The sequence below is a fragment of the Aeromonas sp. FL131 genome (assembly GCF_049860615.1).
GTDB lineage: Bacteria > Pseudomonadota > Gammaproteobacteria > Enterobacterales > Aeromonadaceae > Aeromonas > Aeromonas hydrophila.
In genome coordinates, this window is sequence record NZ_CP187595.1 from 4,360,001 (window position 1) to 4,383,935 (window position 23,935).

Consider the following 23,935-nt stretch of genomic DNA (forward strand, 5'->3'; position numbering starts at 1 on the left):
CCTGGATATAGTTGACCCAGCTGGTCGCTCGCTGCTGCCAGTTATCCTGCTGCTGCAGTTCACGGGCCAGCTCCAGCGCCTGTGCATACTGCTCTTTATTGAGATGTGCCTGCACCAGCAGTGCCTTGGCGCGATTACCTTGCTCGCCTTTCACCGACTTGATAGCCGCGAGCTGGGTCATGGCCGCATCCGTTCTGCCTTGTTGCAACAGCAGCTCGGCGGCGCGCATGGCCGCCTTGGGTTGGGCATGCTCGCGGGCGAGCAGCTGCCAGCTGTCAACGGCCTTCGGCCACTCGCGCGCCCCTTCCCACAATTGAGCCAGCAGTTGCTGATTCTCGGCGCTCTGTTTCATCTGTCCCTTCGCCATGGCCGTTTCCAGCAGACGGGCACCGCGATAGGGCAGTCCCTGCCAGGCATAAAGACGGATCAGCTGGTTGCGGGTGGCGGCATCATCCATCAACTTCCTGTCGATGGCGGTTTGCAGCAGTGCCAGCGCCTGATCGCCGCGCTTGGCGGAGAGGTTGAGCGACACCGCCTGCTGCCACCACTTGCTCTCTGTCGGCTCGTGGCGGATCAGCTCTGCGGCCTGATCGGCCGCCACACCGTAGCGCTGCAATGCGGTGAGGGCCGAGAGGCGGATGATCGCAGCCTGCTTCTGCCAGCTCTTCTTCAACAGCTGTTCACTCTGGCTGGCCGCCTCACCGTACTGCTTGTTGTGGTAATAGAGGCCGGCCAGGCGCAGGCGCAAGGCATCGTCAGCCTTGATGGCCAATGCGGCCTTGTAGCTGGCGATGGCACCGGCCCAGTTGGATTGCTGGGCCTGGATGTCACCGCGCAGCCGCAACAGTTGCAGCTGTTGCTGCTCGGGCCACTCTTTATAGGCCAGCGCCTGTTCCACGTAGCGGCTGGCCTGCGCGGTCTGCTGCAGGTTGGCGGCCAGGGATGCCTGCAACTGAGCCAGCCAGGCACGCTCCGCCTCGCTATTTGGTTTGAGGCCGGATGCCTTGCTCTGGGCCTGTTGCCACTGGCCGGATTGATAGAGCTTCATCACGGGCTCCAGCTGGCGGGAGAAATGAGGGCTCACCTCCATCGCCAGACAGGCTTGGCTGACCAGGGCCAGCACACAGATCCAGATCCGCAACATAGTTATGACTCCAGTTTGAATTTGAGCGTGATGACTTGCACCAGCTTGTCGGTGGCGCCCGGTCTCGGCTGGTAGCGCCACTTGTTGATCGCCTGAATGGCTGCCCGCTCGAACTGACGCTTCGGCTTGGCCTCGACCACTTCCACATCCTGTACCCGGCCGTCGGCATCGACGCTGAAACGCAAGGTCACCGACCCTTCGATGCCGGCCTGCTGGGCCCGATAGGGATAGACAGGCTCGATCCGTTGCAGCGGCATCAACATGTCACCGGCGCCGATCCCGGCCCCCTGTTGCTGACCATGGAAGTTGCCGCTCGCGACCGGGCTAGGGCTGGTCGCAACGCCAGGGGCATAGACCTGCACCGCGCTGAGGCTGGAGACCAGATCCAGGCTCGGCTGCACCGAGGGCAGCGGGGCCGCCGCAGGCATAGGCAACGGCGTCGAGGCCAGCGCGGCAGGCGGCTCCGGCAAGGGTTCCGGCTCCTGGGGTACCGGGCGCTCGCGCACCTGTACCTCGGTCACCTCGCTCTGCATGTTGATGACGATGGATTTCTGCTCGGCGCTCGCCTTCTCCCCTCTGGGCGGCTCCACCAGGGTGGCCATGAACAGCAGGATCCCCAGACTGAGGGCAATCCCCAGTCCCAGGCTCATCAGCTTGTATTTCATTTCGGTGCCACCGCCACGGCGATGTTGGCGATGCCTGCCGCCTTGGCTTCATCCATCACCCGCACCACCTTGCCGTGGGGTACCCGCTCGTCGGCCTGGATCACCAGGCTGGCATCGGGCTGTTCCGCCAGCAGGCGGGCGACGCTGGCCTGCACCCGCTCCACGTCGATCTGCTTGCGGTCGAGGAAGATCTGCCCCTGGGCGCCGATCGCCAGCATGATGCTGGAGGACTTCTGCGCCTTGGCCTGACTGGCCTGGGGCCTGTGCACCTCGAGCCCGGCTTCGCGCACGAAGGAGGTGGTGACAATAAAGAAGATCAGCATGATGAACACGATATCCAGCATGGGGGTCATGTCGATCTGCACTTCGTCACGCTGGCGTTTGGATTGCCGTCTCATTGCATTACCTTCTCTTCTCGCAGGCCGTCCCGGGTCTTGGCCAGCGCACGCTTGGCCTGGCTCTCGAGCCGGCTGAGTAACAACACGCCGGAGAGCGCGACCACCATGCCAGCCATGGTGGGGATGGTGGCGCGGGAGATCCCGCCCGCCATGCTCTCCGGGTTAAAGCGGTTGGCCGCGGCCAACGCATCGAATACGCCTATCATGCCGGTCACGGTACCCAGCAACCCCAGCATGGGGCAGAGCACCACCAGGGTGCGGATGAAGATCAGATGACGATTGAGCTCAAGCTCGGCCTCGGCCAGCCAGCGCCCGCGGATCGCCCGAGCGTGCCAGCTGTGGCGCTCGCTACGGGCCTGCCAGCGGCCAAGCAGCTGGCGCTGCAGCGGGGCAAACCCCAGGTTGAGGTAGAGCAGCCGCTCGATCATCAGAATCCACATCAGCACCAGCAGAGCCAGAATGACCCAGAGCACCGGGCCGCCACGGCCCATGAAGCTCTGCAGCTGTTGCCAGATGTCGAGCATCATGCCGCCCGCTCCATCCCGTCACGGTTGCTTTCGGCCCGCTCGGCCAGAATGCCGGCCACCTGCTGCTCCAGCACGTTGGAGAGTTCGGTGAAGCGGGATTGCAGCAGGCTGTGGGCCAGGATCAGCGGAATGGCCGCCACCAGACCCTGTACCGTGGTGACCAGCGCCATGGAGATACCGCCTGCCATGATCTTGGGATCGCCGGTGCCGAACTGGGTGATGGCCTGGAAGGTGCCGATCATCCCGGTCACGGTGCCGAGCAGGCCCAGCATGGGGGCGATGGCCGCGATCACCTTGACCATGCCGATGCCGCGCTCCATGCGAGGGGTCTCCTGCAGAATCGCCTCGTCGAGACGCAGCTCGAGGGTCTCCATGCTCAGCTCGGGATGCTTGTCAGCTACCGTCAGCACCCGACCGAGGGCGTTGTCGGCATGATATTCACCGCTCTTGAGTTGGCGACGAACCCGACCCAGTTCGCGGGAGAGGCTCCACAGCCTCACTCCGGCGATCCCCAGGCCGATGGCGGCCAGCAGCACGATAATGGCGCCAACCTGGCCGCCCTGCTGGACTTGCTGCCAGAAGGTGGGGGCTTGCGCCAACATCTCCAGCAGGGTGCCGTGGGAGGGGTCCAGCGGCAGCGCTTCCCCCTCCTGCCCCTGATAGGCGGCCGTGGCGGAGAGCACGCTGCCGGGCAGACCCAGCACCGGGCTCAGGCCTTCGGCAGTGGGTTGCAGGAAGCCTGCGCTCCCCAGCAGGGCGAAGCTGCCGACACGGGTCAGCGGCTGCTCGCTGGCAGCCCCCTGGGCATCGAGCACCTTGCCGTCGAACTGGGCAACCCGGCCCGATTCACGGATCTCTTGCAGCAGGGTGGCGGGCAACAGGGCGAGGGCGGCGCGATCCGGCACCTGCTTCTCCTGCGCCATGGCCTTGAGCGGGGCGAGGCGATCTGGGTACTGGCCCTCGACGGCGGATTCGCTCAGCAGCTTGACCGCATCGCTGGCCCCCTGACGGGTCACCGCGAAGATCTCGTTCATGTCGCCGGAGGCCTGCTCCCACTGGGCATTGAGCTCCACCAGCTGCTTCTCGTTGCCGGCAAACTCGGCCGCCAGATGTTTGCTAAGGCTCTGGGCCGCTGCCAGTTTGGCACGGGCACTGTTCAGCTCCTTGGAAACGGATGCCAGATCCTGCTGGGCCTGCTGCTCACGAGCCTGCTCCTGCTGCTGCCAGGCTTCATCGGCAACGGCAGTGGTGGTGCCCAGAGAGAGGGCGATGGCGAGGGGGAACCACTTCATGGTGATGCTCATGATTGGGCCTCCTGACCACGGCTGACGGAAAGGGGGACATTCAACAACTGGGGAACCTTCTTGTCGGCAGCCATCTCCAGCGCCTCGGCGATGGGAGAGAGCCACTGGCTGTCGAGAGCCTGCCATTGCTTGCTCTGCGCAGACCAGCGCCACGCCTGGGAGCGATCGGCGGTCATCGCCAGCAGGGAGACCCGGCCCACCGCCAGCACGTCGACTCGGCGCGATGCGCCGTCCAGCTCCAGCTCGGCAGAGTAGCTATCCAACCGGCTGCCATATTCGGCTTCGATCTGGTAGGCCTGCAGCAGCTGGCGGAACTTCTCCGCCTCGCTCACATCGGCGCGGGCCAGGGTGGCCTTCAACTGTTCAACCCGCGCCAGGCGATCTTCCTTGCGCAGCGGCATGTCGTTTTGCACCAGCAGCTCCAGATCGGCCTGCATCTGCAGCATCAGCGGGATCAGGCCCTGCCGGGTCTCCTGTACCGCCTCCAGCTGCTGACTCAGTTTGCCCAGCTCATTTTGCTGATCGGCCACCAGAGACTGCATGTAGCGGTTGTAGGCTTCCAGATCACGCAGTTGCAGCTGGGCATTTTGCAGCTCCAGCCGGGCGGCAACGGCCGCATCGGCGGCTTTTTCCACGCGCTGCTGGGAAGCTTTCCCGGCGGCGATGCTGTTTTTCAGTGCCGGTGCGACCAGCTCGTCGGCGCCAGCAGCGAAGTGGACTGACAGTGGCAACAAGGCCAAACCCCAAAACTTATTCATGATATAAATCTTAACAATGATAACTATTCTCATTGTCTCAAAGAGTGGGGGCAGTGGCAATCAGATGATTTTGTTGGCCTTCGGCCGAAAAAACAGGATAATTTTTAAGCAAGCACGGGAGTCACTGGCGTTGGTTCTCACCACACCAAATTAATAAATAAAAAATATCTTTTCGATCAATGTGATAGAGATCGAAAAAGGAGAAGTTCATGTTCAACGATGCGATCTGGGAACACATCGATCGGTTCACCAAGGCCAAGAAGACCAGCGACATCCAGCAGCAGCTGGAGCGCTTCAGTCATCAGATGGGCTTTGATTACTTCCGTTTGCTGATTATTTTCCCCATCAGCATGCAGAAATCCCATGTGGCGTTGTTCAACAACTGCCCCACCAGCTGGTTTGATGCCTATTCGGAGCGGCACTACCTGACCCAGGACCCGGTCGTCTTCCTGGGGCTGAAGCAGACCCAGCCCATCTTCTGGAACAAGCTCGACTGCGACTCTCCGTGGCTGCCCAGCGCCAGCCGGGAGGTGATGAACCTGGCCGCCGACTTCGGGGTGAGAAACGGCGTCTCCTTCCCGCTGCACACGCCGCAGGGGGAACACGGCATCCTCTCCTTCATCAGCAAGGAGAAGTCCAATTCCGATCTGATGTTTGAAAACGTTCCCTTGCTGTCGTTCTGCGCCAGCTACATCTTCAACTCGGCACTTCAGCTGATAAAGAGCAGGCCGGATCTGATGAAGTACCTGACCGAGCTGTCGGATCGGGAGAAGGAGTGCCTGTTCTGGGCCAGCGAGGGCAAGACCTCCTGGGAGATCGCCACCATCCTCGGCATCAGCGAGCGGACCGTGAACTTCCACCTCAATCAGGTCACCAACAAGACCGACTCGAAAAACCGCAACCAGGCGATCGCCAAGAGCATCTCCAGCGGCATCATAGTGCCCTCGCTGGACGACGTGACCATCACCAACCTGCGGCTGTCATAACGGCCACCGAGCCAGACAAACAAAAAGAGCCGCAATGCGGCTCTTGTATGCGAGTAATAAAAATTCATACCAAATCACCCTGTAAGCCGCATTTCACCACATGAAAAATCGGACACTAAAAAATAAAGTATCATACCAGCTTAAGAATTTAGCGCTAACGATGAGAAAAAGCAGAGCAATAAAGCATCATACCAATGTTTGAAGATTTTGCCGTTTTCTCTAACGAAGTTCAGAACACTCGTGCACGGTGAATCGCAAGATTCGGCTGATGCAGAACATTAACCCAACGCAGTTTCATACCGTGCGAAATACCCAAGAACTGCAAGTCGCTCCCCGCCAACGCTGGACTTCTCAGGCAGCTTGCCCTTATCCACAGATTTGGTCTGCGGATGAGGTATGCCGGAATAACCATCCTTGCCACGCTTTGGTAGCCCAGGCCGCGTCTCAGGGGATGGAGGTGGTGATCCCGTCGAAGCGGAATCGTAAGGAAAAGCGAGAGCACGACAGGGAAATGTATAAGGTAAGGCATCTGGTAGAAATTGCCTTTCTCCACCTGAAACAATGGCGAGGGATAGCCACGCGGTATGCGAAAAACACCGCTTCGTTCGTGGCGGCTGTCCGGATCCGCTGCGTGGCATTATGGGCTGCCATCTTATGACGACAGCCTCTAGCAGGAAAACTACAGCAAAATGATGGCTCGCGCCTTTCGCTCCATCAACGAATACCAGCTTTATATATCTGATGAATACTGATCACCCCCAACAATCGAGCCTCATCAGACACCACGGGGACAGCATTGATGCGATGTTCGTGCATAAGTTCCAGTGTGGCAGCCGCCAGACCGTCCGCTTGGACCACCACCGGTGTTCGGGTCATCAGCTCGGTGACACAGGTATCCAGGGGCAATGTTTTTTCCAAAGAGCGCCGCAAATCACCATCCGTGAAAACTCCCAAGATGCTGCCCTGATCACTACTAATCACTACTAGCCCAAATCCACCACGACTCAAAGCCACAATGGCATCCCTCAAGGATGTGTCTGCAGAACAAACTGGTATTGGTAGCTCAGGGTCTAATATATCCTTGTTGCGTAGCAACAATCGGGCACCCAGGCTACCGCCCGGGTGAGAAACTGCATAGTCCTGCTCGTTGAAATCGCGAATGCGCATAGCACTGATGGCAAGGGCATCGCCCATCATCAGGGTGTTGATGGCACTGGAAGTCGGCGCCAGACCGAGAGGACAGGCCTCCTGCTGGACGCTGATGTCGATGACGTGATCGGCCTGTCGCGCCAGATAGGAGTCGAGCTTGCCGGTGAAACCGATCACCACCAGACCCTTGTGCTTGAGCAGCGGCAGCATGGTCTTGAACTCGCCGGCCTCGCCGGAGTTGGAGATCATGATGACCAGATCCCCCTTGGTGATCATGCCCAAATCGCCATGCAGCGCCTCGGCGGGATGGACGAAAAAGGCGGGCGAGCCGGTCGAGGCCAGGGTCGCGGCAATCTTCTTGCCGATATGGCCGGACTTGCCGATGCCGGTGACCACTATCTTGCCCGTACAAGCAAGGATGGCCTCGCAGGCCGAGACGAAGGAATCATTGAGCCGAGAGCACAGCCTTTGTGCCTCGGCCAGTTCGATACTCAGGGTTTCATGAGCGTAGCGCTGGATCTGTTCACGCATGACGAAGGGAACCTCTGGGGATTGGGGGGAGTTCAGACCAGCACCACCTGGATGCCATGCTGCTCCAGCGCCTGCCGGTCAGCATCGCTGATGCCCTTGTCGGTGATGATGATGTCGATCTTGTCGATGGGCACCACCACGTTGGGCGTCTTGCGGCCGAATTTGCTGGAGTCGGTCACCACGATGATCTGCCGTGCCGCCTGGCACATGGCCTGGCTCACCTGATATGCCTCGTTGAAGGTGGTGGTGCCCTGCTCGACATCGAAGCCGTCGGCGCCGATGAACAACTTGTCGAAGGTGAATACGCGAAAGGCCTGCTCTGCCTGGCTGCCATGAAAGGAAGCGGAGCGTTTGCGGTAGGTGCCACCCGGCATCAGCAGCGTCACGTTGCTGTCCAGCGCCGCTGCTTCATTCATGATGTGCAGGCTGTTGGTCATCACCGTCAGCGCTACCCGCTCTGCCAGCCAGGGCACCATCTGCAGGGTGGTGCTGCCACTGTCGAGAATGATGGACTCGCCATCCCGGACCAGGCTCGCGGCCCTGGCGCCGATGCGCTGCTTGGTGTTCAGATTGAGCACGGTTTTCTCGTCCATGGAGTGATCTTCCAGCGCCGGCTGGGTGAACGCCTCGGCGCCGCCATAGCGGCGGACTACCAGCTGGGCCTGCTCCAGATGCCGCAGATCGCTGCGCACCGTGGCGCCGGTGATGTTGAAATGGGCGGCCAAATCGTTGACTGACGTTCTGCCATGTTCGCGCAGATAACGCACCAACATTTCTCGACGAGTTTCAATGGACATACCTGAATCCCTATATGCTGAATTTAAAAAGCCATAGGCTTCATTTCCTAAGAATGTACACTGAAATTTTCATAATGAAAATTATATGACAACCGAATTGTCATTTTATTGACAGCGCGCAGGTTACCGCTTCGCGTACCGGCGGTGCCAGTTCGGCCAGTTGTCGCTCGGTCAGCGGGATACGGGCATGCACCAGAGTGTCCAGCGTCTGGGGTCTGGCGAAGATGGTCAGGCCACGCATGATTTTGGCATCGACAATCACGCCGTTGGCATCATGGGCCAGCACCACCAGGGTGCGCGGGCGCCAGCGGGAGGCCGTGCGGCCGATCTTCACCGAGCCTTTGAGGCTCATGTCCTGCAGCATGCGATTGAAAGCCCGTACCTGAAAAAAGCCCAGGCCGATCTGCAATCCCCAGGCCACCAGGGCAAACACGATCAGAAGATTAATGGCATCCATTTAGCACCTCACAATGAAAAAAGGCAGTGTACGACACACTGCCAAAAGATTAGGTTCTCAGGAGTTTCCCACACAGTTGGAACTAGAGCATCACCTGACCACTAGAACATCACCTGACCACCGGTAATGTTGATGGACTGGCCGGTGCAGTAGCTGGCCTCGTCGCTGGCATAGAACTTCAGCACGTTCAGTACGTCCTGGAAATCGCAGCCACGCTTGAGCGGCACCTTGTCGATATAGACCTGCTCCACCTGATCCTCGGGGATGCCCAGCTTTTTCGCGTATTGCGGCAGCAGGGACTGGAACATGGGACTCTTGAGCAGGTTGCCCAGCATCAGGGAGTGGACGGTGATGTTGTGCTCGGCCAGGTCCAGCGCCAGCGATTGGGTCAGACCGACACCGCCAAACTTGGCTGCCGAGTAGCCGGAGTTGTGCTTGGAGCCCACCTTGCCGGACTTGGAGTTGATCTGGATGATGCGGCCGCCATTTTGGCGGATCATCACCTTGGAAGCCTCACGGGCACACAGGAAGTAACCGGTCAGGTTCACCTCGATGGAGCGGTACCAAGCATCCAACGGGAACTGATCGATCTTGGCCGCGGTCGCCGTGCCGGCATTGTAGACCAGCAGGTCGATGCGCCCGAAGCGATCATCGACGGCACCGACCATGCGCTGCACATCCGCTTCCTGGGTGGCATTGGCCTGCACGGCCATCACGTTCTCAGCACCATGCACCTCGGCGATTTCGCTGGCGGTGAGCTTGGCGCTGTCGGCGTCCATATCTGCGACTGCCACCCGATAGCCGGCCTCGGCCAGCCCCTTGCAAAGGAAGGCGCCCAGACTTTTACCGCCGCCAACTACCAGTGCTACTTTTGACATGTTACTCTCCTCGATTGCTGTATCTCGCGCCCCCCTGCTTCGAGCCGCTAACTCAATGATGCAGGGGGAGCGTGAGTCTTGATTGTTCAGTTCAGTTCAAACGTGATTTCGGTGCCGATTTCCAGTTCCGGGACTGTCGGGCAAGTGCCGCTCACATGCACGGTTCCTGGGTATTCCGCTTCATCGGCGCCATCGAAACGGATGGTGATGTGACCCAATTCGCCGAGGTTCTGGTTGACTACGTCGCCTACCGCCGTGATGGGAAAACGTGTCTGACCCAGAACGAAATCCCCTCCCACCTTGATGTCATCCAACAGCGCTGCGTGCGGATGGATGTAGCAGTAGTCCGCTACGTCTGCCGGGGCATTGTCATCGAACAGTATCATCATGTTGTCATCCAGGGCTTCGGCAGCAAACTCGCCGATCTTGGTCACTTGGGTTTGGTACAACATAGTCATTTCAGTCCTCGTTTGAGCGTTATTGGTAGATGAAGTAGGAGGCGAGCCAGGCCAGCAGTACGGTCGGCGCTCCGGTCAGGAACCGTGAGTAAAGCACGGACGGCACCCCGATTTGGACTGTTTTCGGCTTGGCTTCGGCCAGGCTCAGACCTACCGGGATGAAGTCACAGGCAGCCTGGGCATTGATGGCGAACAGGGCCGGCAGTGCCAGGTGCGGCGGAATGTTGCCAAGACCGATCTGGGTCCCTACCAGCACACCGATGACCTGCGCGATGACGGCGCCCGGGCCAAGGAAGGGTGACAGGAACGGGAAGGAACAGATCAGCGCCAGGGTCATCAGGCCAACGGGACTCTTGGCCAGCGGGATCAGGGCATGTGCAATCACATCACCCACCCCGGAGGCCAGGATGACCCCGATCAACATGGACACGAACGCCATGAAGGGCAGGATGGAGCGCAGCACCGTATCGTTGACATCCTCCCCCACCTTAGCGCTTCGCGTCACAGGAGGGGGATTCCCATTACTGGGTGATAGCTGCTCGCGCAGTACCGGGTTCCTGCTTCATCGGGCGGCCTGATTGCACCACGCCTCCACAGGCTAAAACGGCGTGTCCCGCCGCTAAAATATTGCGAGCGCCGTTCACATCGGCGTTCGCCTCATAACCACACGCAGCGCATTTAAACTGGCTTTGCGTCTGGCGGTTATCCTTCGCAGTATGCCCACAACAGGCGCACTGCTGGCTGGTGTAGGCCGGGTTTATCGCCAACACCTGACCGCCTCGCCATGCCTGCTTATATTCGAGCTGGCGGCGCAGCTCAAACCAGCCCTGATCTAATATCGAACGATTCAGCCCTGATTTTGCCCGGACGTTGCGCCCCGGCTGGCTGGTCGTGCCCGCTGCTGATTTTGACATGCTGGCAACCTTCAAATCCTCAATGACGATCATCGCGTGGTTTTTGCTGATAGTCGTTGTGACCTTGTGAAGGTAATCGCGGCGGGTATTAGCGATATGTGAATGCAGCCGCTGGATCTTGGCTTTTTGTTTCTTCCAGTTGCTGCTGAACTTTACCTTTTTGCTCAACTGGCGTTGGAGCCTTGCCAGCTTGGTCTGATTGGTTTTGAAGCTGTTGACGGGCTCAAACACCGTGCCATCTGACAGGGTTGCGAGCTTGGCGATCCCCGCATCCAGCCCGACCATTGAGCCGGAGGGGTGAATTGGCTCAAGCGTCTCCTGCTCGACCTGAAAGGAGATATACCAGTGCCCGGCTGCTTGGCTGACGGTCGCGTTTTTAATTTTCCCTTCAACTGGCTGGGACTGACGGAACTTGACCCACGCCAGCCCGGCAGGCAGCTTCACGCGACCCTTTTCAAGGCGGCAATACTTGTCGAAGTTGACGAACCGGATAGCGTCGCAGTTGTCGCTTTTTTTCTTGAATACGGGTGCCTTGGCGGCGAGTTTCTTATCAAAGCAGCGCATCCACGCGCCATGCAAATCCTTGAGCTTCTGCTGGAGGTTGTCGGTATATGCCTCGGCCAGAAAGGCCATTTCTGGGTCTTTCTTCCAACTGGTGAGCATCCTGTTCAGCTCAAAGGCAGAAGGCAGTTTTTCGCCAGCATCCAGAATGCGTTTGGTTTCTGCCAGCCCGTGATTCCAGACATAACGAGCACAACCGCCCAACTGGCGCAGGCGTTGCGCTTGTTGTTCGGTCGGTTCGAGTCGGAATTTGTAGGCTTTCAGAATTTGCATTTAGCGCTCAGTGTGTAGCATTATTGCCATATCTATTAAGCCCGATTGAGTGACAGAATGCAATTCACTAAAATTAATAAATCACGCCATGCGGCCTACGTTTTGCACGTACACTTGGTGTTTATCACCAAGTATCGAAAGCCGATACTGGGGGATCTGCATCACGCTTCCTTCGGTCAGTGTGCGGCAGAGGTTTGCAGAGATTTTGGTGCGGAACTGAAAGAGTGTGACGGAGAGGCTGATCATGTTCACATGCTGATAGAGTACGCGCCAACGGTACAGCTATCGGTACTGGTGAACTCGTTAAAGGCGGTCACATCAAGGCGACTGCGTAATGAATTTCTGGACTTGAGAGGTGCTTACAGCAAACCCGTACTCTGGTCACGCTCTTACTTTGCGGGCTCTTGCGGCGGAGCACCGTTGGAGGTGATCAAGCAATACATTCAAAACCAGCGGGGCTGACGCCCCGGCGAAATTCCCCTCCCACCTACGTCGGAGGGAGTCCCCTTTCGTATTTAAGATGGTTTCGCGGCCGGCCTGGAAGAAGGTGGACATCACCCCGCCCATGCCGATGCCGATGCGGGCCAGCAGGCTGTCGCTCTGCTCGCTCAGCTTCTTGCTGCTGTCATATTGCGGCGCTTCTTGTTTCGCCGCTTGTTTCGGCTGGCTAGGCGCATTCCCGGCCTGGGCTTGCAGCTGGATGTTGTCCGGCTGCACGCCAGAGACATAGATATCCTCCTCGATGAAGTTGGCCAGCGGGCCGCTCTTGCCGGTGGAGTGAATGTTCACCGTCGGGATCCGCTTCTTGGGGTAGAGGCCGCAACGCAGGGTGCCACCGCAATCGATGACGGCGACCGCGATCTCGTCATCCGGGATGGAGGTCTTGAAACCGTCCACCGCTTCCATGCCGGAGAGTTCGACCATGCGGTCCACGATGTCCGGTCGGGTGCCCGCGGTGATGTAGAGGACCTTCTTGCCCGGCTCGATGTCGATGGTCAGAGGACCACCCCAGCCGCCGCTGCCTTTGGTGATGTACAATGAATTTGCCATGATGTCTGCTCCTGGTTGGCTTACTCGGCTACGCGAATGTGGACGTCAGTGCTGAGGCGAACGCCTTGCTGTTTTTCCACCATGGCGGTAGTGAAGTCGGTCACCCAGCCGCGGAAGAAGTTGCTCACCATACCGACCAGCAGGTAGCTGATGGCCAGGGGAGCCAGCGGCATGCCCAACGTGGTCAGGCCATTGGCAATGCCCAGATAGACGAACAATTCACCGGGGTTGATGTGCGGGAACAGGCCATTCATGGAATGACAGCTGTAGGATGCGGCTGCGTAGTAGGACGGCTTGTAACGCTCCGGCAGGAAGCGACCCAGGCTCAGTGTCATGGGGTTCATGAACACGAAGGTGCCGATGACCGGCAGTATCAGGTAGCGGGACACCGGGTTGCCGGCGCTCTTGGCAGCCAGGCGCTCCACCCGCTCCTGTCCGATGAACTGGATCAGGGCGTTCATCGCCACCATCAGCGAGATCAGCAACGGCAGTATGCCGGTAACCATGCCGACAAAGACGTCTCCGCCTTTTTGGAATAGTGCAATGAACCATTCCGCTGCATGAATAATTACATCCATGGTGTAGTCCTCAAGTTGACTCCATCTGTGAAGGGGACACGTCCTGCCGTTGATAAGGTGCCGGACGTGCGGTTGGTTCCAGGTTGCAGCTGTTCGCTTATCGTGTTTGGCTGGCGACCCGGTAAGTTGATATTTTCACACTGAACGTCACTTTGCTAATTTTGGTTTTCATAATGTGACCAAGTTGGCGTTTTTTGTCCAGCCTAGAATGCCTGTTCCCGCTACGGTTGCTTCGCTGGTTTTCAAACGGGGCAACGACATCCCCACTCCCTGAGGCGCCCCAACTGCCCCTCCCTCCCCATACACACATCGCGGCCGCACAATGGCACCTCGGGCGCAATTAAACATATCCTACTGTTTTATATATGCTTTATTTTGTGCGCGCTTTAAATTGGTGATTCAGATCACGCTTATTTTTGCGGCATATCGATAACCGTTAGCAACCTAGCCTGGACCGCGATCCGGTTTAGATCGTTCTGACCTGGCACGAACTGAGCGAGTTCGCCGCCCGTGAGCGCAGGAATGACAGCAATAGCCTCACCGCAGAGATACGAAATGTATAAAAAACTGTAATGACCCAGCCGTTCCTGCACAACTAAGCGGCTTCGGCATAGGCCTGCGCCGGTGTTTTCATCTTTAGCGCCTGGTGAGGACGCTTCTGGTTGTAAAACTGGATCCAGTCGCCAATCACCCGACTGGCATGCTGCAAGGTCTCGAACCTCTGCCGATGGGCACACTGCTCCTTGAGCGTTCTGATCACCCGCTCGACCATGCCGTTTTGTTCCGGCGTGTACGGCGTGATGAACTCCTGCTGCAACCCATAGCTCTTCACCAGTGCTGTGTAGTTGCGGCTGGTAAACACCAACCCATTGTCGCTACGTAACAAAAACGGCGATGCAACTCGTCCCAAGCTGCCGAAGCGAGCAATTAAGGCTTGCTCCAGCGCTGCCTCGGCCGTTTTCGATTTACCACTGCGCGAGAGATGCCATCCCAGTAGTTCACGGGTATGGCAATCAATCACCAGCGCCAAGGAACACCAGCCATCGCGACCAGCCCAGATCCGGCATAGGTCCGTCGCCCAGCGTTGGTTGGGCGCTGAGGCCACCGAAGGCAGGGCCTGGATCCGGGGGCGAAACCCAACCGGACGCTTGCGAACTTGCCAGCCCTTGAGCTGGAAGATGCGCTGTACCGTGTTCTTGTTGAACCCCAACAGGGCTGCAACCGTCCGGTAACCGAACGATGGGTTCTCCTCAATCATGTTTTTGATCGGGGTGACCAGATGCTCCTGAAGCTTGGGCGCGGCCTTGACGCTGCGGTAGTACCAACTACGACGCGGCAGGCCAAACCAGCGGCAGAGCTTGCTGACGGAGACATCAATACCTTCTGCGCGTAATCCCTGCTGAACATCGGCGACTATCTGTCGTCCTCGCCCAGCAGGGAGGCCAGCTTTTTTCTGGCGCGTAACTCCAGCATGGCCTCGCCATAAGCTTCCTGGAGTTCCTTGAGCTGCTTCTCGTACTGCTCGCGAATATCCAGTGGCTTGGCCCGTAAGGCGTTTTCCATGCCCCGTTTGGCGTCATCTACCCATTCTTCAATCTCGGAGGGCGGCAAATCAAAGGCTCGAGCCGCTTCGGCGACGGTGGTCTTGCCCTGAATGATTTCCATGACCAAGGCGGACTTGCGCTTGGCCGTCCAACGTTTGATTTCTTCGTCCATCGTGATGCTCATGTCTGTGATCTCCACTCATTATGACCTGAGCAGGATTTCAGTGGGTCATTACAAAACTGTTGATCTGATTTTCAAAATCAATGATCTTGGTTTTCATTTCTTTGTAAACAGGGAAAGTTGAAAATTCTTTCTGGCTTGCGCGGGATGGTCTCGCCCGCGCCACATGGACCCGCTAGGGAATGACAGCAGTCAAAGACGAGACGAACAGCGGCAATATGATTGCCCCCTGGAGCTACGGGTCACCCTCGACAGGGCGGAGATGCCGCATTTCACACTGAAGGAGTGCTCATGTTGTATCTGGATTCAGCGAACATCGAAGAATTACGCCCCTGGGTGCACCAGCTCAGCCTGGACGGTATCACCTGCAACCCCAAATTGCTGGCCCAGGCCGGGATCAAGGCCGACGACTTCATCGGGCAAGCCAGGGCGTTGGGCTTTGATCGCCCTCACCAACTGTTTGTGCAGGTGACGGCCACCGATACGGCCGGCATGGTGGCACAGGCGAGACAGCTCTGGTCCCGCTGGGGCGCAGTTTACTGCAAGATCCCGGTGTCACCGGCCGGCCTGACCGCCATCCACCAGCTGAAGCGTTCCGATGACGCCAGCGGCGCCATCTGCGCCACAGCCATCTACTGTGAACGGCAGGCTTTCCTGGCCGCCCGGGAAGGTGCCGACTACCTGGCCCCCTACGTGAACCGCATCGACCGTGAAGGCGGCGACTTCCAGCGCGTTATCGGCCGGTTGCGGGAGCTGCTGGAGCGGCAGCAACTGCCCGCTCGGATAGTGGCCGCCTCGTTCGCCATCCCCGAACAGCTGACCCAGGCCCTGCTGGCCGGCGCCCACGATCTGACCGTCAGTCCAGCCCTGCTGACTCAATACCTTGCCAATGCCCAGACAGCACAGGCCGTGGCCGAATTTGCCAGCTACGGCTGACGCTTGTTTCCACATCGATAATCGCGCCTATCTCCAAATAACACAGGAACCCATGCAATAATGAAAAACATCAACCCGACCCAGACCCAGGCCTGGAAGGCACTGGAAGCCCACTTCGCCGCCAACAAGGAGCGGCAGCTGAAGGATCTGTTTGCCGCCGATGCCGAACGCTTCAACAAATTCTCCACCACCTTCGGTGGCGACATGCTGGTCGACTACTCCAAGAACCTCATCACCCAGGAAACCATGGCCCTGCTGCAGGACCTGGCCAAGGAAACCGACCTGTCCAGTGCCATCGAGTCCATGTTCAACGGCGAGAAAATCAACCGGACTGAAGGCCGCGCCGTGCTGCACGTGGCCCTGCGCAACCGTTCCGACCGCCCCATCCAGGTCGACGGCAAGGACGTGATGCCGGACGTGAAAGCCGTGCTGGCCAAGATAAAAGGCTTCTGCGAGAAGATCATCTCCGGCGAGTGGAAGGGTTATACCGGCAAAGCCATCGAGCACGTGGTCAACATCGGTATCGGTGGCTCTGACCTGGGCCCGGTGATGATCACCGAGGCGCTGCGCCCCTACAAGAACCACCTGCAGATGCACTTCGTCTCCAACGTCGACGGCACCCACATCGCCGAGACGCTGAAAAAGGTCGACCCGGAAACCACCCTGTTCCTGGTGGCCTCCAAGACCTTCACCACCCAGGAAACCATGACCAACGCCCACAGCGCCCGCGACTGGTTCCTGAAAGCCGCCGGTGACGAGGCTCATGTAGCCAAGCACTTCGCGGCCCTGTCCACCAATGGCAAGGCCGTGGCCGAGTTCGGTATTGACACCGCCAACATGTTCGAGTTCTGGGACTGGGTCGGTGGCCGTTACTCCTCCTGGTCCGCCATCGGTCTACCCATCGCCCTGTCACTGGGCTTCGAGAACTTCGAAGCCCTGCACCAAGGCGCCTACGAGATGGACATGCACTTTGCCACCACCGCCTTCGAGCAGAACGTTCCCGTGCTGCTGGCCCTGATCGGTATCTGGTACAACAACTTCTACGGCGCCGAAACCGAGGCCATCCTGCCCTACGACCAGTACATGCACCGCTTCGCCGCCTACTTCCAGCAGGGCAACATGGAATCCAACGGCAAGTACGTGGATCGCAACGGCAACAAGGTCGACTACCAGACCGGCCCCATCATCTGGGGTGAGCCGGGCACCAACGGCCAGCACGCCTTCTACCAGCTGATGCACCAGGGCACCAAGCTGATCCCGTGCGATTTCCTGGCCCCGGCCATCAGCCACAACCCCATCGGCGATCACCATCCCAAGCTGCTGGCCAACTACTTCGCCCAGACCGAGGCCCTGGCCTTCGGCAAGAGCAAGGAACAGGTGGAAGCGGAGTTCCTGGCCATCGGCAAGACCCTGGACGAGGTCAAGGACCTGGTGCCGTTCAAGGTGTTCGACGGCAACCGCCCGACCAACTCCATCCTGTTCAAACAGCTGACCCCCAAGACCCTGGGTGCCTTGATCGCCATGTACGAGCACAAGATCTTCGTGCAAGGCATCATCTGGAACATCTTCAGCTTCGATCAGTGGGGCGTGGAGCTGGGCAAGCAGCTGGCCAACAAGATCCTGCCGGAGCTGAACACTGCCGAACCCATCAGCAGCCACGACAGCTCCACAAACAGCCTGATCAACACCTGGAAGGCGTGGAAGGCCTAAGCACCTACCTCCTTTAACCTAGCAGACGGGCCCGCCTTGGAGACAAGGCTGATCAGCTCTGGATCCATTGGCCGAGCCCCAACAGTAAGAAAATCTGGAACCTGTGATGGGTTCCGGATTTTTTTACGTCTTGTAAGCGATTTGAACGATGTCATTGCGACATCGGATGAACCACTGGCTTGGTTGAAGGTCTTTACCGAGCATATTCTCGGTAAATTAATCAGCGCATCCGCGGCTCTTTTTCCTAAAACCAAGCGTTGTTTCCTAAGTCAGAGAACCAGCTCCCGGACTGAGTTCACGCCTTCTGTGATCTAGTATTCGGAACACCTATTTAGCATTGATTTTCAATATGCTGCAACCTGAACCTTGATGGATATCGATCTGACGGTAATTTTTTATACATTCTACATTTAGAAGATCTTCAGGCATGGCGTGACTTAATATACCAATGGTTGCGCAACTGTTTGCAGCCAATCCTGCCTTAATACCTGCCGGCGCATCTTCAAACACTATACAGTCTCTGATATCAAGACCAAGCTCATTGGCCCCCAATAAATATGGCTCAGGATTAGGCTTTCCATAGGTGATTCTTTCTGCAGTGATAAATATATCAGGTTGCCGTATACCACTTGCTTTCAGGCGGGCTTCTGCTACAGGTATTGTACCTGAAGTAACTATGGCCCAAGGTATTCCAAACCCATCAAGCATGTTCAATAAATCAATGGCCCCATCAATCGGCACCACACCATCTGTATCTTTGGTTTCTTCATTCTGCAACCACACAATCTCCGCATCGATATGCTCCTGCGTTTTGCCGCTAAGTAACTCATTAATTGATTCACTTGCAGGACGACCATGAATGACACTAAGAACGTACTCAACATTCAACTGATTACGCTTAGCAAGCATAGTCCACGCTCGATTAACCGCTGACGTAGAATCAACCAGTGTTCCATCTAAATCAAACAAACAGCCTTTAAAATAAATTCTCTTCTGCACAGAATATCCTTAGTTTAAATTTAAGTTGAACTACCGCATAGCAGCATATGACAATGAAACTCGCCTATACCATGATAACTTCAACTCCTGCTTTTTCCAGTATCTAGCGGTCATGGGTACTGATCCCGCAGTCGGTAATCAATACATCTAACCGGTTTATTGGCAGAACAACATTGAAACCATTACGGCCAAATTTGCTGGAGTCGACACCGCAACAACCTTTTGTGTTGCCTTGTGGCCAGATACTTTTTCCTGGACGTGCGGCATCCAGTCAGTGCCTAGCTACGGATTTAGGTCGATATCTACTTCATCCTCGTCGAACACAGGTCGCTCTTGGCTGCACACAATTGACTCAAATCTCGACTTGAAGCAGCGCATCCCACCGGCGATGTTGATCAAATCAGAGGGGGGACAGCCTGTCCCCAGGCGGTTCGCCTCGCTTAATTGATGGGCTGCCGAACAGGCATACCAAGGCCAATGACCTTGTTCATGACTTTGACTCCGGCCAGGATTTCCCCCACTTGGGCGTTGTAATCCCGCAGGCTCAGTTTCGGTCCGATGAGCTGCTTGAAGCGATACATGGCGGTTTCGGCCTTCGAACGCTGATGATAGCCGGAGTCCTTTTTCCATTGTTCCAGCTCACCGGCTTTCAGCGCTTTGACGGCTTCGTTGCGGGGATGACCTTCCTCCCACAGCGCGGCGTTCTTTCTCGGCGGGATGGTGGCCTTGGCTCCCTTCTTCTTCAGCAGGGCGTGACACTCTTTGGTGTCATAAGCGCCGTCGGCACTGATTTGTTCGATCTTGCGCCGCAAGGGATTGAGCAATGTCGGCAGCACCTCGTTATCGGCCACCGTGTCGAGGCTGACTTCGGCCGCGACGATGGCATGGCTGGCAGCATCCACGGCCAGATGGAGTTTGCGCCAAAGGCGCCGTTTCTCCTTGCCGTGCTTGTGAATTTTCCATTCGCCTTCGCCGTAGACCTTGAGGCCGGTGGCATCAATCACCAAGTGAGCAACCGGGCCTTGGCTGGGCAGGCGGTACTTGATCTCTACCGTCTTGGCGCGCTTGCTGATGCAACTGTAGTCCGGCGACTGCAAGGGAACCTGCATCAGTTTGAACAGCGAGTTAATGAACCCCTCCAAGGCGCGCAGTGGCAGCTTGAACACGCCCTTGAGCATCAGCGCGGTCTCGATGGCGCTATCGCTGTAGTGAAAGCCACGTCCCCGGCGGCCATGATGGGTCTGGCAATGCCAGTGCTTGATGGCTTGCTCAGTCATCCAGATGGTTAGCGAACCGCGTTGCACCAAGGCTTGGTTGTACTGTTTCCAGTTACTGATCTTGTGCTTGGACTTGCCCATCTGACGCTCCCTGCAGTTGACCTAAGAGATCAGATCACCGAGTGGCCGGATAGTTCCCGGATTTAGGAAACAACGCCCATCCCACCTGCCGTTTTTCCTCACCAGTGATGCCGGTATTTCTCGGCGCTCATCTCGCCCAGATCCCACTGCATTAGCCACTGCAATTGTCGCTCGGCTTGGTGTGGATCTAGGAAGCGGCCACGCGGCAGGCGCTGCAACAGCATGAAATAGAAATGGGAAAGTGTCATATGGATCATAGTGGTGTCTCCGCGTGCTGGTTGTTTACTTGATTGCCTGGATAGTGTGGGCAATATTAGGGATATTAAAAATTGCTTAAAATCCACCAGAAGATCTCCCCTTATGCAACAGCGTCTGGAACAACACTACCTGCGTCTGCTCAGGCGCTTCGACCTGCAGGCGGCGGACACCACCCTGCAGAGCCTGGCCGAGACCCTGTTCTGCACCCGGCGGCATGTACGCGTCCTGCTTAACCAGATGAGCCAGGCCGGCTGGCTCGCCTGGCAGGGTGAGGCGGGACGTGGTCGCCATTCCCGGCTACAGCTGCTGGTCAGCGAGGCCCAGCTGGATCAGGCCCGGGCCAGCACCCTACTGGAGGCAGGCGAGCTGGACGCCGCCGTCCAGGCCCTGGGCGCCGATCCGCGCCAGCTGGCCGCGCTCATCCGCTCCCAGCTGGGCCAGCACAGCCACAATGATCGCCAGCTGCTGCGGGTGCCCTATTACCGGCCACTGGTGGATCTGCATCCCCAGCACGCCAACCGCCGGACCGAAATCCACCTGCTGCGGCAGATCTTCAACGGCTTGACCCGCATAAATGAGGATAATGGGGAACTGGAGCCGGATCTGGCGCACCACTGGCACAGCGACAATCAGGCCCACTGGACCTTTTACCTGCGCCCGGCGGTACGCTTTCACCATGGCCGGTTGATGGTCGCCGCCGATGTGGTGGCCAGCCTGCTGGCGCTGCGGCAGCAGCCGCTGTTTGCCCACCTGGCCGCAGTGACGGCACAGGGCGAGCGGACCATTCGCATCGACCTGACGGAGCCGGACTGCCGGCTGCCTTGGCTGCTGGCCCATCACAGTGCCCTGATCCTGCCGGCTGAAGAGGCCATCCGCCCCGAGTTTGCCAGCCTGCCGCTGGGCACGGGCCCGTACCGCGTCAGCCGGCAGGATGCCCTCTGCCTGAAGCTCAGCGCCTTCGACGATTACTTCGGCTACCGCGCCCTGCTCGATGAGGTGGAGATCTGGCAGTTGCCGGAGCTGGGTGCGGGCACCGCGCAGGGCTCCCTCCAGATTTGCAGCCTCAAGCTGGAGCCGGCACAGGGGCTGAGGCCCGATGCTGAGCCCTCGGAACGGGAGCGGGAGCTGGAGCAGGGGGGCTACTTTCTGCTCTGTGATCCCCGCTCGCGCCACTGGGGCAACCCGGCGCGGCGGCGTTGGCTGCAGCAGTGTTGCTCGCCGTTTCAGATCCTGGCCAGGGTGGACAGCCCGGCCAGCCGGTTCTGGAGTCCGGCCGCCAGCCTGCTGACCGGCTGGCATCATCTCGATGACAGCCCCGGCGAACCACTGCCGGAAACGACCCTGGTGCTCTGCTATTACGCCGATCAACCGGAATACCCGCTGCTGGCCGGGGTGATGGGCGAGTTGCTGGCCGAGCAGTGCATACGGCTGGAGTGCCGCTGTGTGTCCTACGCGGACTGGTGCCGGGGCGAGGTGGAGGCGGATCTGTGGCTGGGATCCATGAACCTGGGCAAGCCGGCGGACTTCACCCTGATGACCTGGCTGCTGGGGTTGCCGCTGCTGCGCCGGGTGATGGCGGCGGACGATGCCGACGAGCTGTTGCGGGTGCAAGCGCACTGGCGGCAGGGAGAGCGGGTGCTTGATAGATTGGCCCCTTGAAGATCCAGACACTTCGCCCCTCTTAACTTAAGAGGTAGTCTTGGAGCTATGTTCAGTACTAGTCACAACGAGAAGATGGTCGAAGTGTTAACAGGGGCCGAGCGCCGTCGACGCCGGACTCCACAAGAAAAGATCGCCATCGTGCAGCAGACCTTTGAGCCCGGGATGACCGTCTCTCATGTTGCTCGCTTGCACGACGTCAACGCAAACCAGCTTTTCAAATGGCGTAAGCAATTCCAAGAAGGGTCTCTCACGGCGATCACCGCCGGTGAGGATGTTGTTCCTGCTTCCGAGTTGGCTGCTGCCATCAAGCAGATCCGAGAGCTTCAGCGTCTGCTCGGGAAGAAGACCATGGAGAACGAGATCCTCAAAGAAGCCGTGGAGTATGGTCGAGCAAAAAAATGGATTGCGCATGCGCCCTTGTTGCCGGGGGACGACGATTAAGTGCTGTGAGCCAGGCTCTTAATGTATCGCGTGCGCAGCTATCCGTTCGTGTTCATCGAAAACCGGGTTGGCAAGATGGTCGTCATCATCGCCAGCGTGATGATGCAGCCTTACTTGGCCGTATCATGGAGGCGATGGCAGAGCTTCCCTCCTATGGCTATCGCCGGGTCTGGGCGCTGTTACGGCGTCAGTCTGAGGCAACAGAACAACCTGTGGTAAACGCTAAGCGGGTATATCGCGTCATGCGCGAACATGGCTTGCTGCTGGAAAGAAAACCAGCTGCACCATTGGCCCAGCAGGCACATAAGGGGCGTGTTGCCGTCAAGGAGAGCAATCGACGGTGGTGCTCAGATGGCTTCGAGTTTCGCTGCGATAACGGTGAAAAACTACGTGTCACGTTCGCCATGGATTGCTGCGATAGGGAAGCGTTGGACTGGGCGGCCAGTACTGGGGGTTACGATAGTGACACTGTGCAAGATGTCATGCTGAGGTCTGTCGAACATCGCTTTGGGGATTCGTTGCCGGCATCACCGGTGGAGTGGCTGACTGATAATGGCTCGGCGTATCGAGCCCATGAGACCCGCGCGTTTGCACGAGAAATCGGGTTGGAGCCCAGAACGACAGCAGTGAGAAGCCCACAGAGTAACGGTATAGCGGAGAGCTTCGTGAAGACGATGAAGCGAGACTATATCGAGATGATGCCAAAACCGGATAGCCGAACAGCGGTAGGCAATTTGGCTATCGCGTTTGAGCATTATAACGAGCACCACCCGCACAGCGCCTTGGGATACCGTTCACCACGGGAATTTCTGCGCAGTCGGGTATCACAACCCTAAGCGGGAAAAAGTGTCTGGACCTATGGGGTCAAATCCACTTGAGCCCTGGCTGGCCCGGCGCATCGGGCAGGGGTGGTTGCAGCCGTTATTCCACCACTGGCTGCGCCTGCAACGGCCGCTGGGGGCCCAGGGCGTCAGACTCAACGCCCTTGGTTGGTTCGATTTCAAGTCTGCTTGGCTGGCACCGGCACCAGACCCAGAATAATAAACGTCATGGCCGACGGCCGGCCTTATCTTGCCCGTTCACCGGTTTTCGAATAGCTCACAGGGCTTCGAGCGGCTCTCCGTCAAGCTGCGCCTTCTCTTTGCTGGCGACACCGGCCTCGCTGCTGCAGGTACTGGAAGGGCAGTTTTCCCGCGCAGACAGCAGACAATTGCTGGATGAAGATAAACACTTCAAGGGGTTGTTTCCCAAAGACGGGAACTGTCCAGCCACTCGGTGATCCGATGCCCATTACACTACCGACATCCAGCTATGAAACCAACGCAGTTTCATACCGGGCGAAATACCCAAGAACTGCAAGTCGACCCTCGCCAACGCTGGCGCTAAGCAGAAATCCGGAACACATCCAACCGCTCTGC

General features: G+C 58.2%; 27 protein-coding genes and 1 pseudogene (1 of these 28 only partly in view). 8 read left to right on the forward strand and 20 right to left on the reverse strand.

The window, feature by feature from the left end; all coding sequences use genetic code 11:
* The 6 genes in view from ACPW75_RS20300 to ACPW75_RS20325 are tightly spaced (at most 2 nt apart) and all read right to left on the reverse strand, a layout consistent with a single transcriptional unit that may run on beyond the window.
* On the reverse strand, nt 1-1,144 hold the 5' portion of the coding sequence (locus ACPW75_RS20300) for a tetratricopeptide repeat protein (RefSeq protein ID WP_179101424.1). Its footprint begins 35 nt before the window's first position; 1,144 of the gene's 1,179 nt are visible here — the first part of the coding sequence; its start codon is at nt 1,142-1,144; its stop codon lies beyond the left edge, outside the window.
* Nucleotides 1,145-1,146: 2 nt separating this feature from the next.
* On the reverse strand, nt 1,147-1,809 hold the full coding sequence (locus ACPW75_RS20305; protein ID WP_077096315.1) for an energy transducer TonB: 663 nt from the start codon (nt 1,807-1,809) through the stop codon (nt 1,147-1,149).
* A complete protein-coding gene (locus tag ACPW75_RS20310; protein WP_011707897.1) occupies nt 1,806-2,207 on the reverse strand; it encodes an ExbD/TolR family protein in 402 nt (133 codons plus the stop codon). Before ACPW75_RS20310 ends, ACPW75_RS20305 begins: the two co-directional genes overlap by 4 nt.
* Nucleotides 2,204-2,734 (reverse strand): MotA/TolQ/ExbB proton channel family protein, encoded by a 531-nt coding sequence (locus tag ACPW75_RS20315; RefSeq protein ID WP_005307253.1) that lies wholly within the window; start codon nt 2,732-2,734, stop codon nt 2,204-2,206. The genes ACPW75_RS20310 and ACPW75_RS20315 overlap by 4 nt, the downstream gene beginning before the upstream one ends.
* A complete protein-coding gene (locus ACPW75_RS20320; RefSeq protein WP_077096316.1) occupies nt 2,731-4,038 on the reverse strand; it encodes a MotA/TolQ/ExbB proton channel family protein in 1,308 nt (435 codons plus the stop codon). The genes ACPW75_RS20315 and ACPW75_RS20320 overlap by 4 nt, the downstream gene beginning before the upstream one ends.
* Complete coding sequence (locus tag ACPW75_RS20325; RefSeq protein WP_179101425.1) at nt 4,035-4,796, reverse strand: DUF3450 domain-containing protein; 762 nt, start codon at nt 4,794-4,796, stop codon at nt 4,035-4,037. The genes ACPW75_RS20320 and ACPW75_RS20325 overlap by 4 nt, the downstream gene beginning before the upstream one ends.
* A gap of 209 nt (nt 4,797-5,005) precedes the next feature.
* Here ACPW75_RS20325 and ACPW75_RS20330 point away from each other — a divergent pair, with 209 nt between their 5' ends.
* Together ACPW75_RS20330 and ACPW75_RS20335 are read left to right on the forward strand one after the other, a co-directional pair.
* On the forward strand, nt 5,006-5,782 hold the full coding sequence (locus ACPW75_RS20330; protein WP_016352388.1) for a helix-turn-helix transcriptional regulator: 777 nt from the start codon (nt 5,006-5,008) through the stop codon (nt 5,780-5,782).
* Nucleotides 5,783-6,203: 421 nt separating this feature from the next.
* Nucleotides 6,204-6,440, forward strand: a pseudogene (locus ACPW75_RS20335) (IS5/IS1182 family transposase); the annotation flags it as partial.
* A 56-nt stretch (nt 6,441-6,496) separates the two neighbouring features.
* On the opposite strand, the gene ACPW75_RS20340 reads toward ACPW75_RS20335, so the two are convergent.
* The 7 genes from ACPW75_RS20340 to ACPW75_RS20370 form a co-directional block, all read right to left on the reverse strand.
* The gene (locus ACPW75_RS20340) at nt 6,497-7,462 is read right to left on the reverse strand and encodes a KpsF/GutQ family sugar-phosphate isomerase (protein WP_043133539.1); all 966 of its coding nucleotides are present in this window, start codon (nt 7,460-7,462) and stop codon (nt 6,497-6,499) included.
* A gap of 32 nt (nt 7,463-7,494) precedes the next feature.
* A complete protein-coding gene (srlR, locus tag ACPW75_RS20345) occupies nt 7,495-8,259 on the reverse strand; it encodes a glucitol operon DNA-binding transcriptional repressor SrlR (protein ID WP_043133538.1) in 765 nt (254 codons plus the stop codon).
* 100 nt (nt 8,260-8,359) lie between these two features.
* Entirely contained in the window at nt 8,360-8,716 is a 357-nt protein-coding gene (locus tag ACPW75_RS20350) for a transcriptional regulator GutM (protein WP_043133537.1), read from the reverse strand.
* Nucleotides 8,717-8,817: 101 nt separating this feature from the next.
* Nucleotides 8,818-9,594: a sorbitol-6-phosphate dehydrogenase gene (gene srlD, locus ACPW75_RS20355; protein ID WP_043133536.1), complete on the reverse strand. Its 777-nt coding sequence runs from the start codon at nt 9,592-9,594 to the stop codon at nt 8,818-8,820.
* A gap of 86 nt (nt 9,595-9,680) precedes the next feature.
* Nucleotides 9,681-10,052: a PTS glucitol/sorbitol transporter subunit IIA gene (locus ACPW75_RS20360; protein WP_043133535.1), complete on the reverse strand. Its 372-nt coding sequence runs from the start codon at nt 10,050-10,052 to the stop codon at nt 9,681-9,683.
* A gap of 19 nt (nt 10,053-10,071) precedes the next feature.
* Nucleotides 10,072-10,557, reverse strand: coding sequence for a hypothetical protein (locus ACPW75_RS20365; RefSeq protein ID WP_425904343.1), 486 nt, complete (start codon nt 10,555-10,557; stop codon nt 10,072-10,074).
* A gap of 16 nt (nt 10,558-10,573) precedes the next feature.
* Complete coding sequence (locus ACPW75_RS20370; protein WP_331403107.1) at nt 10,574-11,800, reverse strand: RNA-guided endonuclease InsQ/TnpB family protein; 1,227 nt, start codon at nt 11,798-11,800, stop codon at nt 10,574-10,576.
* Nucleotides 11,801-11,857: 57 nt separating this feature from the next.
* On the opposite strand from ACPW75_RS20370, the gene tnpA reads away from it, so the two are divergent.
* Nucleotides 11,858-12,262 (forward strand): IS200/IS605-like element ISAs26 family transposase, encoded by a 405-nt coding sequence (gene tnpA, locus ACPW75_RS20375; protein WP_010674034.1) that lies wholly within the window; start codon nt 11,858-11,860, stop codon nt 12,260-12,262.
* Here tnpA and ACPW75_RS20380 read toward each other — a convergent pair.
* The 4 genes from ACPW75_RS20380 to ACPW75_RS20395 all read right to left on the reverse strand — a co-directional run bounded on the left by ACPW75_RS20380 (nt 12,182) and on the right by ACPW75_RS20395 (nt 15,156).
* Nucleotides 12,182-12,850: a hypothetical protein gene (locus ACPW75_RS20380; protein ID WP_425904344.1), complete on the reverse strand. Its 669-nt coding sequence runs from the start codon at nt 12,848-12,850 to the stop codon at nt 12,182-12,184. The two genes, tnpA and ACPW75_RS20380, sit on opposite strands and share 81 nt — an antisense overlap.
* 20 nt (nt 12,851-12,870) lie before the next feature.
* A complete protein-coding gene (gene srlA, locus ACPW75_RS20385; RefSeq protein ID WP_043133530.1) occupies nt 12,871-13,428 on the reverse strand; it encodes a PTS glucitol/sorbitol transporter subunit IIC in 558 nt (185 codons plus the stop codon).
* A 595-nt stretch (nt 13,429-14,023) separates the two neighbouring features.
* The gene (locus ACPW75_RS20390; RefSeq protein WP_039026397.1) at nt 14,024-14,845 is read right to left on the reverse strand and encodes an IS3 family transposase; all 822 of its coding nucleotides are present in this window, start codon (nt 14,843-14,845) and stop codon (nt 14,024-14,026) included.
* Nucleotides 14,842-15,156, reverse strand: a complete 315-nt coding sequence (locus tag ACPW75_RS20395; RefSeq protein WP_039026396.1) for a transposase — start codon at nt 15,154-15,156, stop codon at nt 14,842-14,844. Before ACPW75_RS20395 ends, ACPW75_RS20390 begins: the two co-directional genes overlap by 4 nt.
* 288 nt (nt 15,157-15,444) lie before the next feature.
* Here ACPW75_RS20395 and ACPW75_RS20400 point away from each other — a divergent pair, with 288 nt between their 5' ends.
* Nucleotides 15,445-16,089, forward strand: a complete 645-nt coding sequence (locus ACPW75_RS20400; protein WP_101618233.1) for a transaldolase family protein — start codon at nt 15,445-15,447, stop codon at nt 16,087-16,089.
* A gap of 60 nt (nt 16,090-16,149) precedes the next feature.
* Complete coding sequence (gene pgi, locus ACPW75_RS20405; RefSeq protein WP_101618231.1) at nt 16,150-17,799, forward strand: glucose-6-phosphate isomerase; 1,650 nt, start codon at nt 16,150-16,152, stop codon at nt 17,797-17,799.
* Between the two features lie 327 nt (nt 17,800-18,126).
* Here the strand turns inward: pgi and ACPW75_RS20410 are convergent, their stop codons facing one another.
* The 3 genes from ACPW75_RS20410 to ACPW75_RS20420 form a co-directional block, all read right to left on the reverse strand.
* On the reverse strand, nt 18,127-18,798 hold the full coding sequence (locus tag ACPW75_RS20410; protein WP_101618269.1) for an HAD-IA family hydrolase: 672 nt from the start codon (nt 18,796-18,798) through the stop codon (nt 18,127-18,129).
* A gap of 440 nt (nt 18,799-19,238) precedes the next feature.
* Nucleotides 19,239-20,156, reverse strand: a complete 918-nt coding sequence (locus ACPW75_RS20415; RefSeq protein WP_104451977.1) for an IS5 family transposase — start codon at nt 20,154-20,156, stop codon at nt 19,239-19,241.
* 98 nt (nt 20,157-20,254) lie between these two features.
* Nucleotides 20,255-20,413, reverse strand: a complete 159-nt coding sequence (locus ACPW75_RS20420) for a hypothetical protein (protein ID WP_158656238.1) — start codon at nt 20,411-20,413, stop codon at nt 20,255-20,257.
* 103 nt (nt 20,414-20,516) lie between these two features.
* Between ACPW75_RS20420 and sgrR the strand changes: the two genes are divergently transcribed.
* The 3 genes from sgrR (at nt 20,517) to ACPW75_RS20435 (ending at nt 23,558) form a co-directional block, all read left to right on the forward strand.
* The gene (gene sgrR, locus ACPW75_RS20425; RefSeq protein WP_425904345.1) at nt 20,517-22,073 is read left to right on the forward strand and encodes an HTH-type transcriptional regulator SgrR; all 1,557 of its coding nucleotides are present in this window, start codon (nt 20,517-20,519) and stop codon (nt 22,071-22,073) included.
* A gap of 75 nt (nt 22,074-22,148) precedes the next feature.
* A protein-coding gene (locus ACPW75_RS20430; protein WP_102948393.1) for an IS3 family transposase occupies nt 22,149-23,353 on the forward strand; the annotation gives its coding sequence in 2 pieces (ribosomal slippage) (nt 22,149-22,467 and nt 22,467-23,353; 1,206 coding nt in all).
* Nucleotides 23,354-23,375: 22 nt separating this feature from the next.
* On the forward strand, nt 23,376-23,558 hold the full coding sequence (locus ACPW75_RS20435; protein WP_425904476.1) for a hypothetical protein: 183 nt from the start codon (nt 23,376-23,378) through the stop codon (nt 23,556-23,558).
* The last annotated feature ends 377 nt before the right edge of the window (nt 23,559-23,935 follow it).

Excerpts from the sequence above, each read along its gene's own strand:
- srlR (WP_043133538.1), bottom strand. The coding sequence starts at position 8,259 with ATGTCCATTGAAACTCGTCGAGAAATGTTGGTGCGTTATCTGCGCGAA.
- tnpA (WP_010674034.1), top strand. The coding sequence starts at position 11,858 with ATGCAATTCACTAAAATTAATAAATCACGCCATGCGGCCTACGTTTTG.
- ACPW75_RS20435 (WP_425904476.1), top strand. The coding sequence starts at position 23,376 with ATGGGGTCAAATCCACTTGAGCCCTGGCTGGCCCGGCGCATCGGGCAG.
- ACPW75_RS20315 (WP_005307253.1), bottom strand. The coding sequence starts at position 2,734 with ATGATGCTCGACATCTGGCAACAGCTGCAGAGCTTCATGGGCCGTGGC.
- sgrR (WP_425904345.1), top strand. The coding sequence starts at position 20,517 with ATGCAACAGCGTCTGGAACAACACTACCTGCGTCTGCTCAGGCGCTTC.
- ACPW75_RS20320 (WP_077096316.1), bottom strand. The coding sequence starts at position 4,038 with ATGAGCATCACCATGAAGTGGTTCCCCCTCGCCATCGCCCTCTCTCTG.
- ACPW75_RS20340 (WP_043133539.1), bottom strand. The coding sequence starts at position 7,462 with ATGCGTGAACAGATCCAGCGCTACGCTCATGAAACCCTGAGTATCGAA.
- ACPW75_RS20370 (WP_331403107.1), bottom strand. The coding sequence starts at position 11,800 with ATGCAAATTCTGAAAGCCTACAAATTCCGACTCGAACCGACCGAACAA.
- ACPW75_RS20310 (WP_011707897.1), bottom strand. The coding sequence starts at position 2,207 with ATGAGACGGCAATCCAAACGCCAGCGTGACGAAGTGCAGATCGACATG.
- srlD (WP_043133536.1), bottom strand. The coding sequence starts at position 9,594 with ATGTCAAAAGTAGCACTGGTAGTTGGCGGCGGTAAAAGTCTGGGCGCC.
- pgi (WP_101618231.1), top strand. The coding sequence starts at position 16,150 with ATGAAAAACATCAACCCGACCCAGACCCAGGCCTGGAAGGCACTGGAA.
- ACPW75_RS20380 (WP_425904344.1), bottom strand. The coding sequence starts at position 12,850 with ATGGCAAATTCATTGTACATCACCAAAGGCAGCGGCGGCTGGGGTGGT.
- srlA (WP_043133530.1), bottom strand. The coding sequence starts at position 13,428 with ATGGATGTAATTATTCATGCAGCGGAATGGTTCATTGCACTATTCCAA.
- ACPW75_RS20420 (WP_158656238.1), bottom strand. The coding sequence starts at position 20,413 with ATGATCCATATGACACTTTCCCATTTCTATTTCATGCTGTTGCAGCGC.
- ACPW75_RS20305 (WP_077096315.1), bottom strand. The coding sequence starts at position 1,809 with ATGAAATACAAGCTGATGAGCCTGGGACTGGGGATTGCCCTCAGTCTG.
- ACPW75_RS20415 (WP_104451977.1), bottom strand. The coding sequence starts at position 20,156 with ATGGGCAAGTCCAAGCACAAGATCAGTAACTGGAAACAGTACAACCAA.
- ACPW75_RS20325 (WP_179101425.1), bottom strand. The coding sequence starts at position 4,796 with ATGAATAAGTTTTGGGGTTTGGCCTTGTTGCCACTGTCAGTCCACTTC.
- ACPW75_RS20400 (WP_101618233.1), top strand. The coding sequence starts at position 15,445 with ATGTTGTATCTGGATTCAGCGAACATCGAAGAATTACGCCCCTGGGTG.
- ACPW75_RS20360 (WP_043133535.1), bottom strand. The coding sequence starts at position 10,052 with ATGACTATGTTGTACCAAACCCAAGTGACCAAGATCGGCGAGTTTGCT.
- ACPW75_RS20350 (WP_043133537.1), bottom strand. The coding sequence starts at position 8,716 with ATGGATGCCATTAATCTTCTGATCGTGTTTGCCCTGGTGGCCTGGGGA.
- ACPW75_RS20330 (WP_016352388.1), top strand. The coding sequence starts at position 5,006 with ATGTTCAACGATGCGATCTGGGAACACATCGATCGGTTCACCAAGGCC.
- ACPW75_RS20395 (WP_039026396.1), bottom strand. The coding sequence starts at position 15,156 with ATGAGCATCACGATGGACGAAGAAATCAAACGTTGGACGGCCAAGCGC.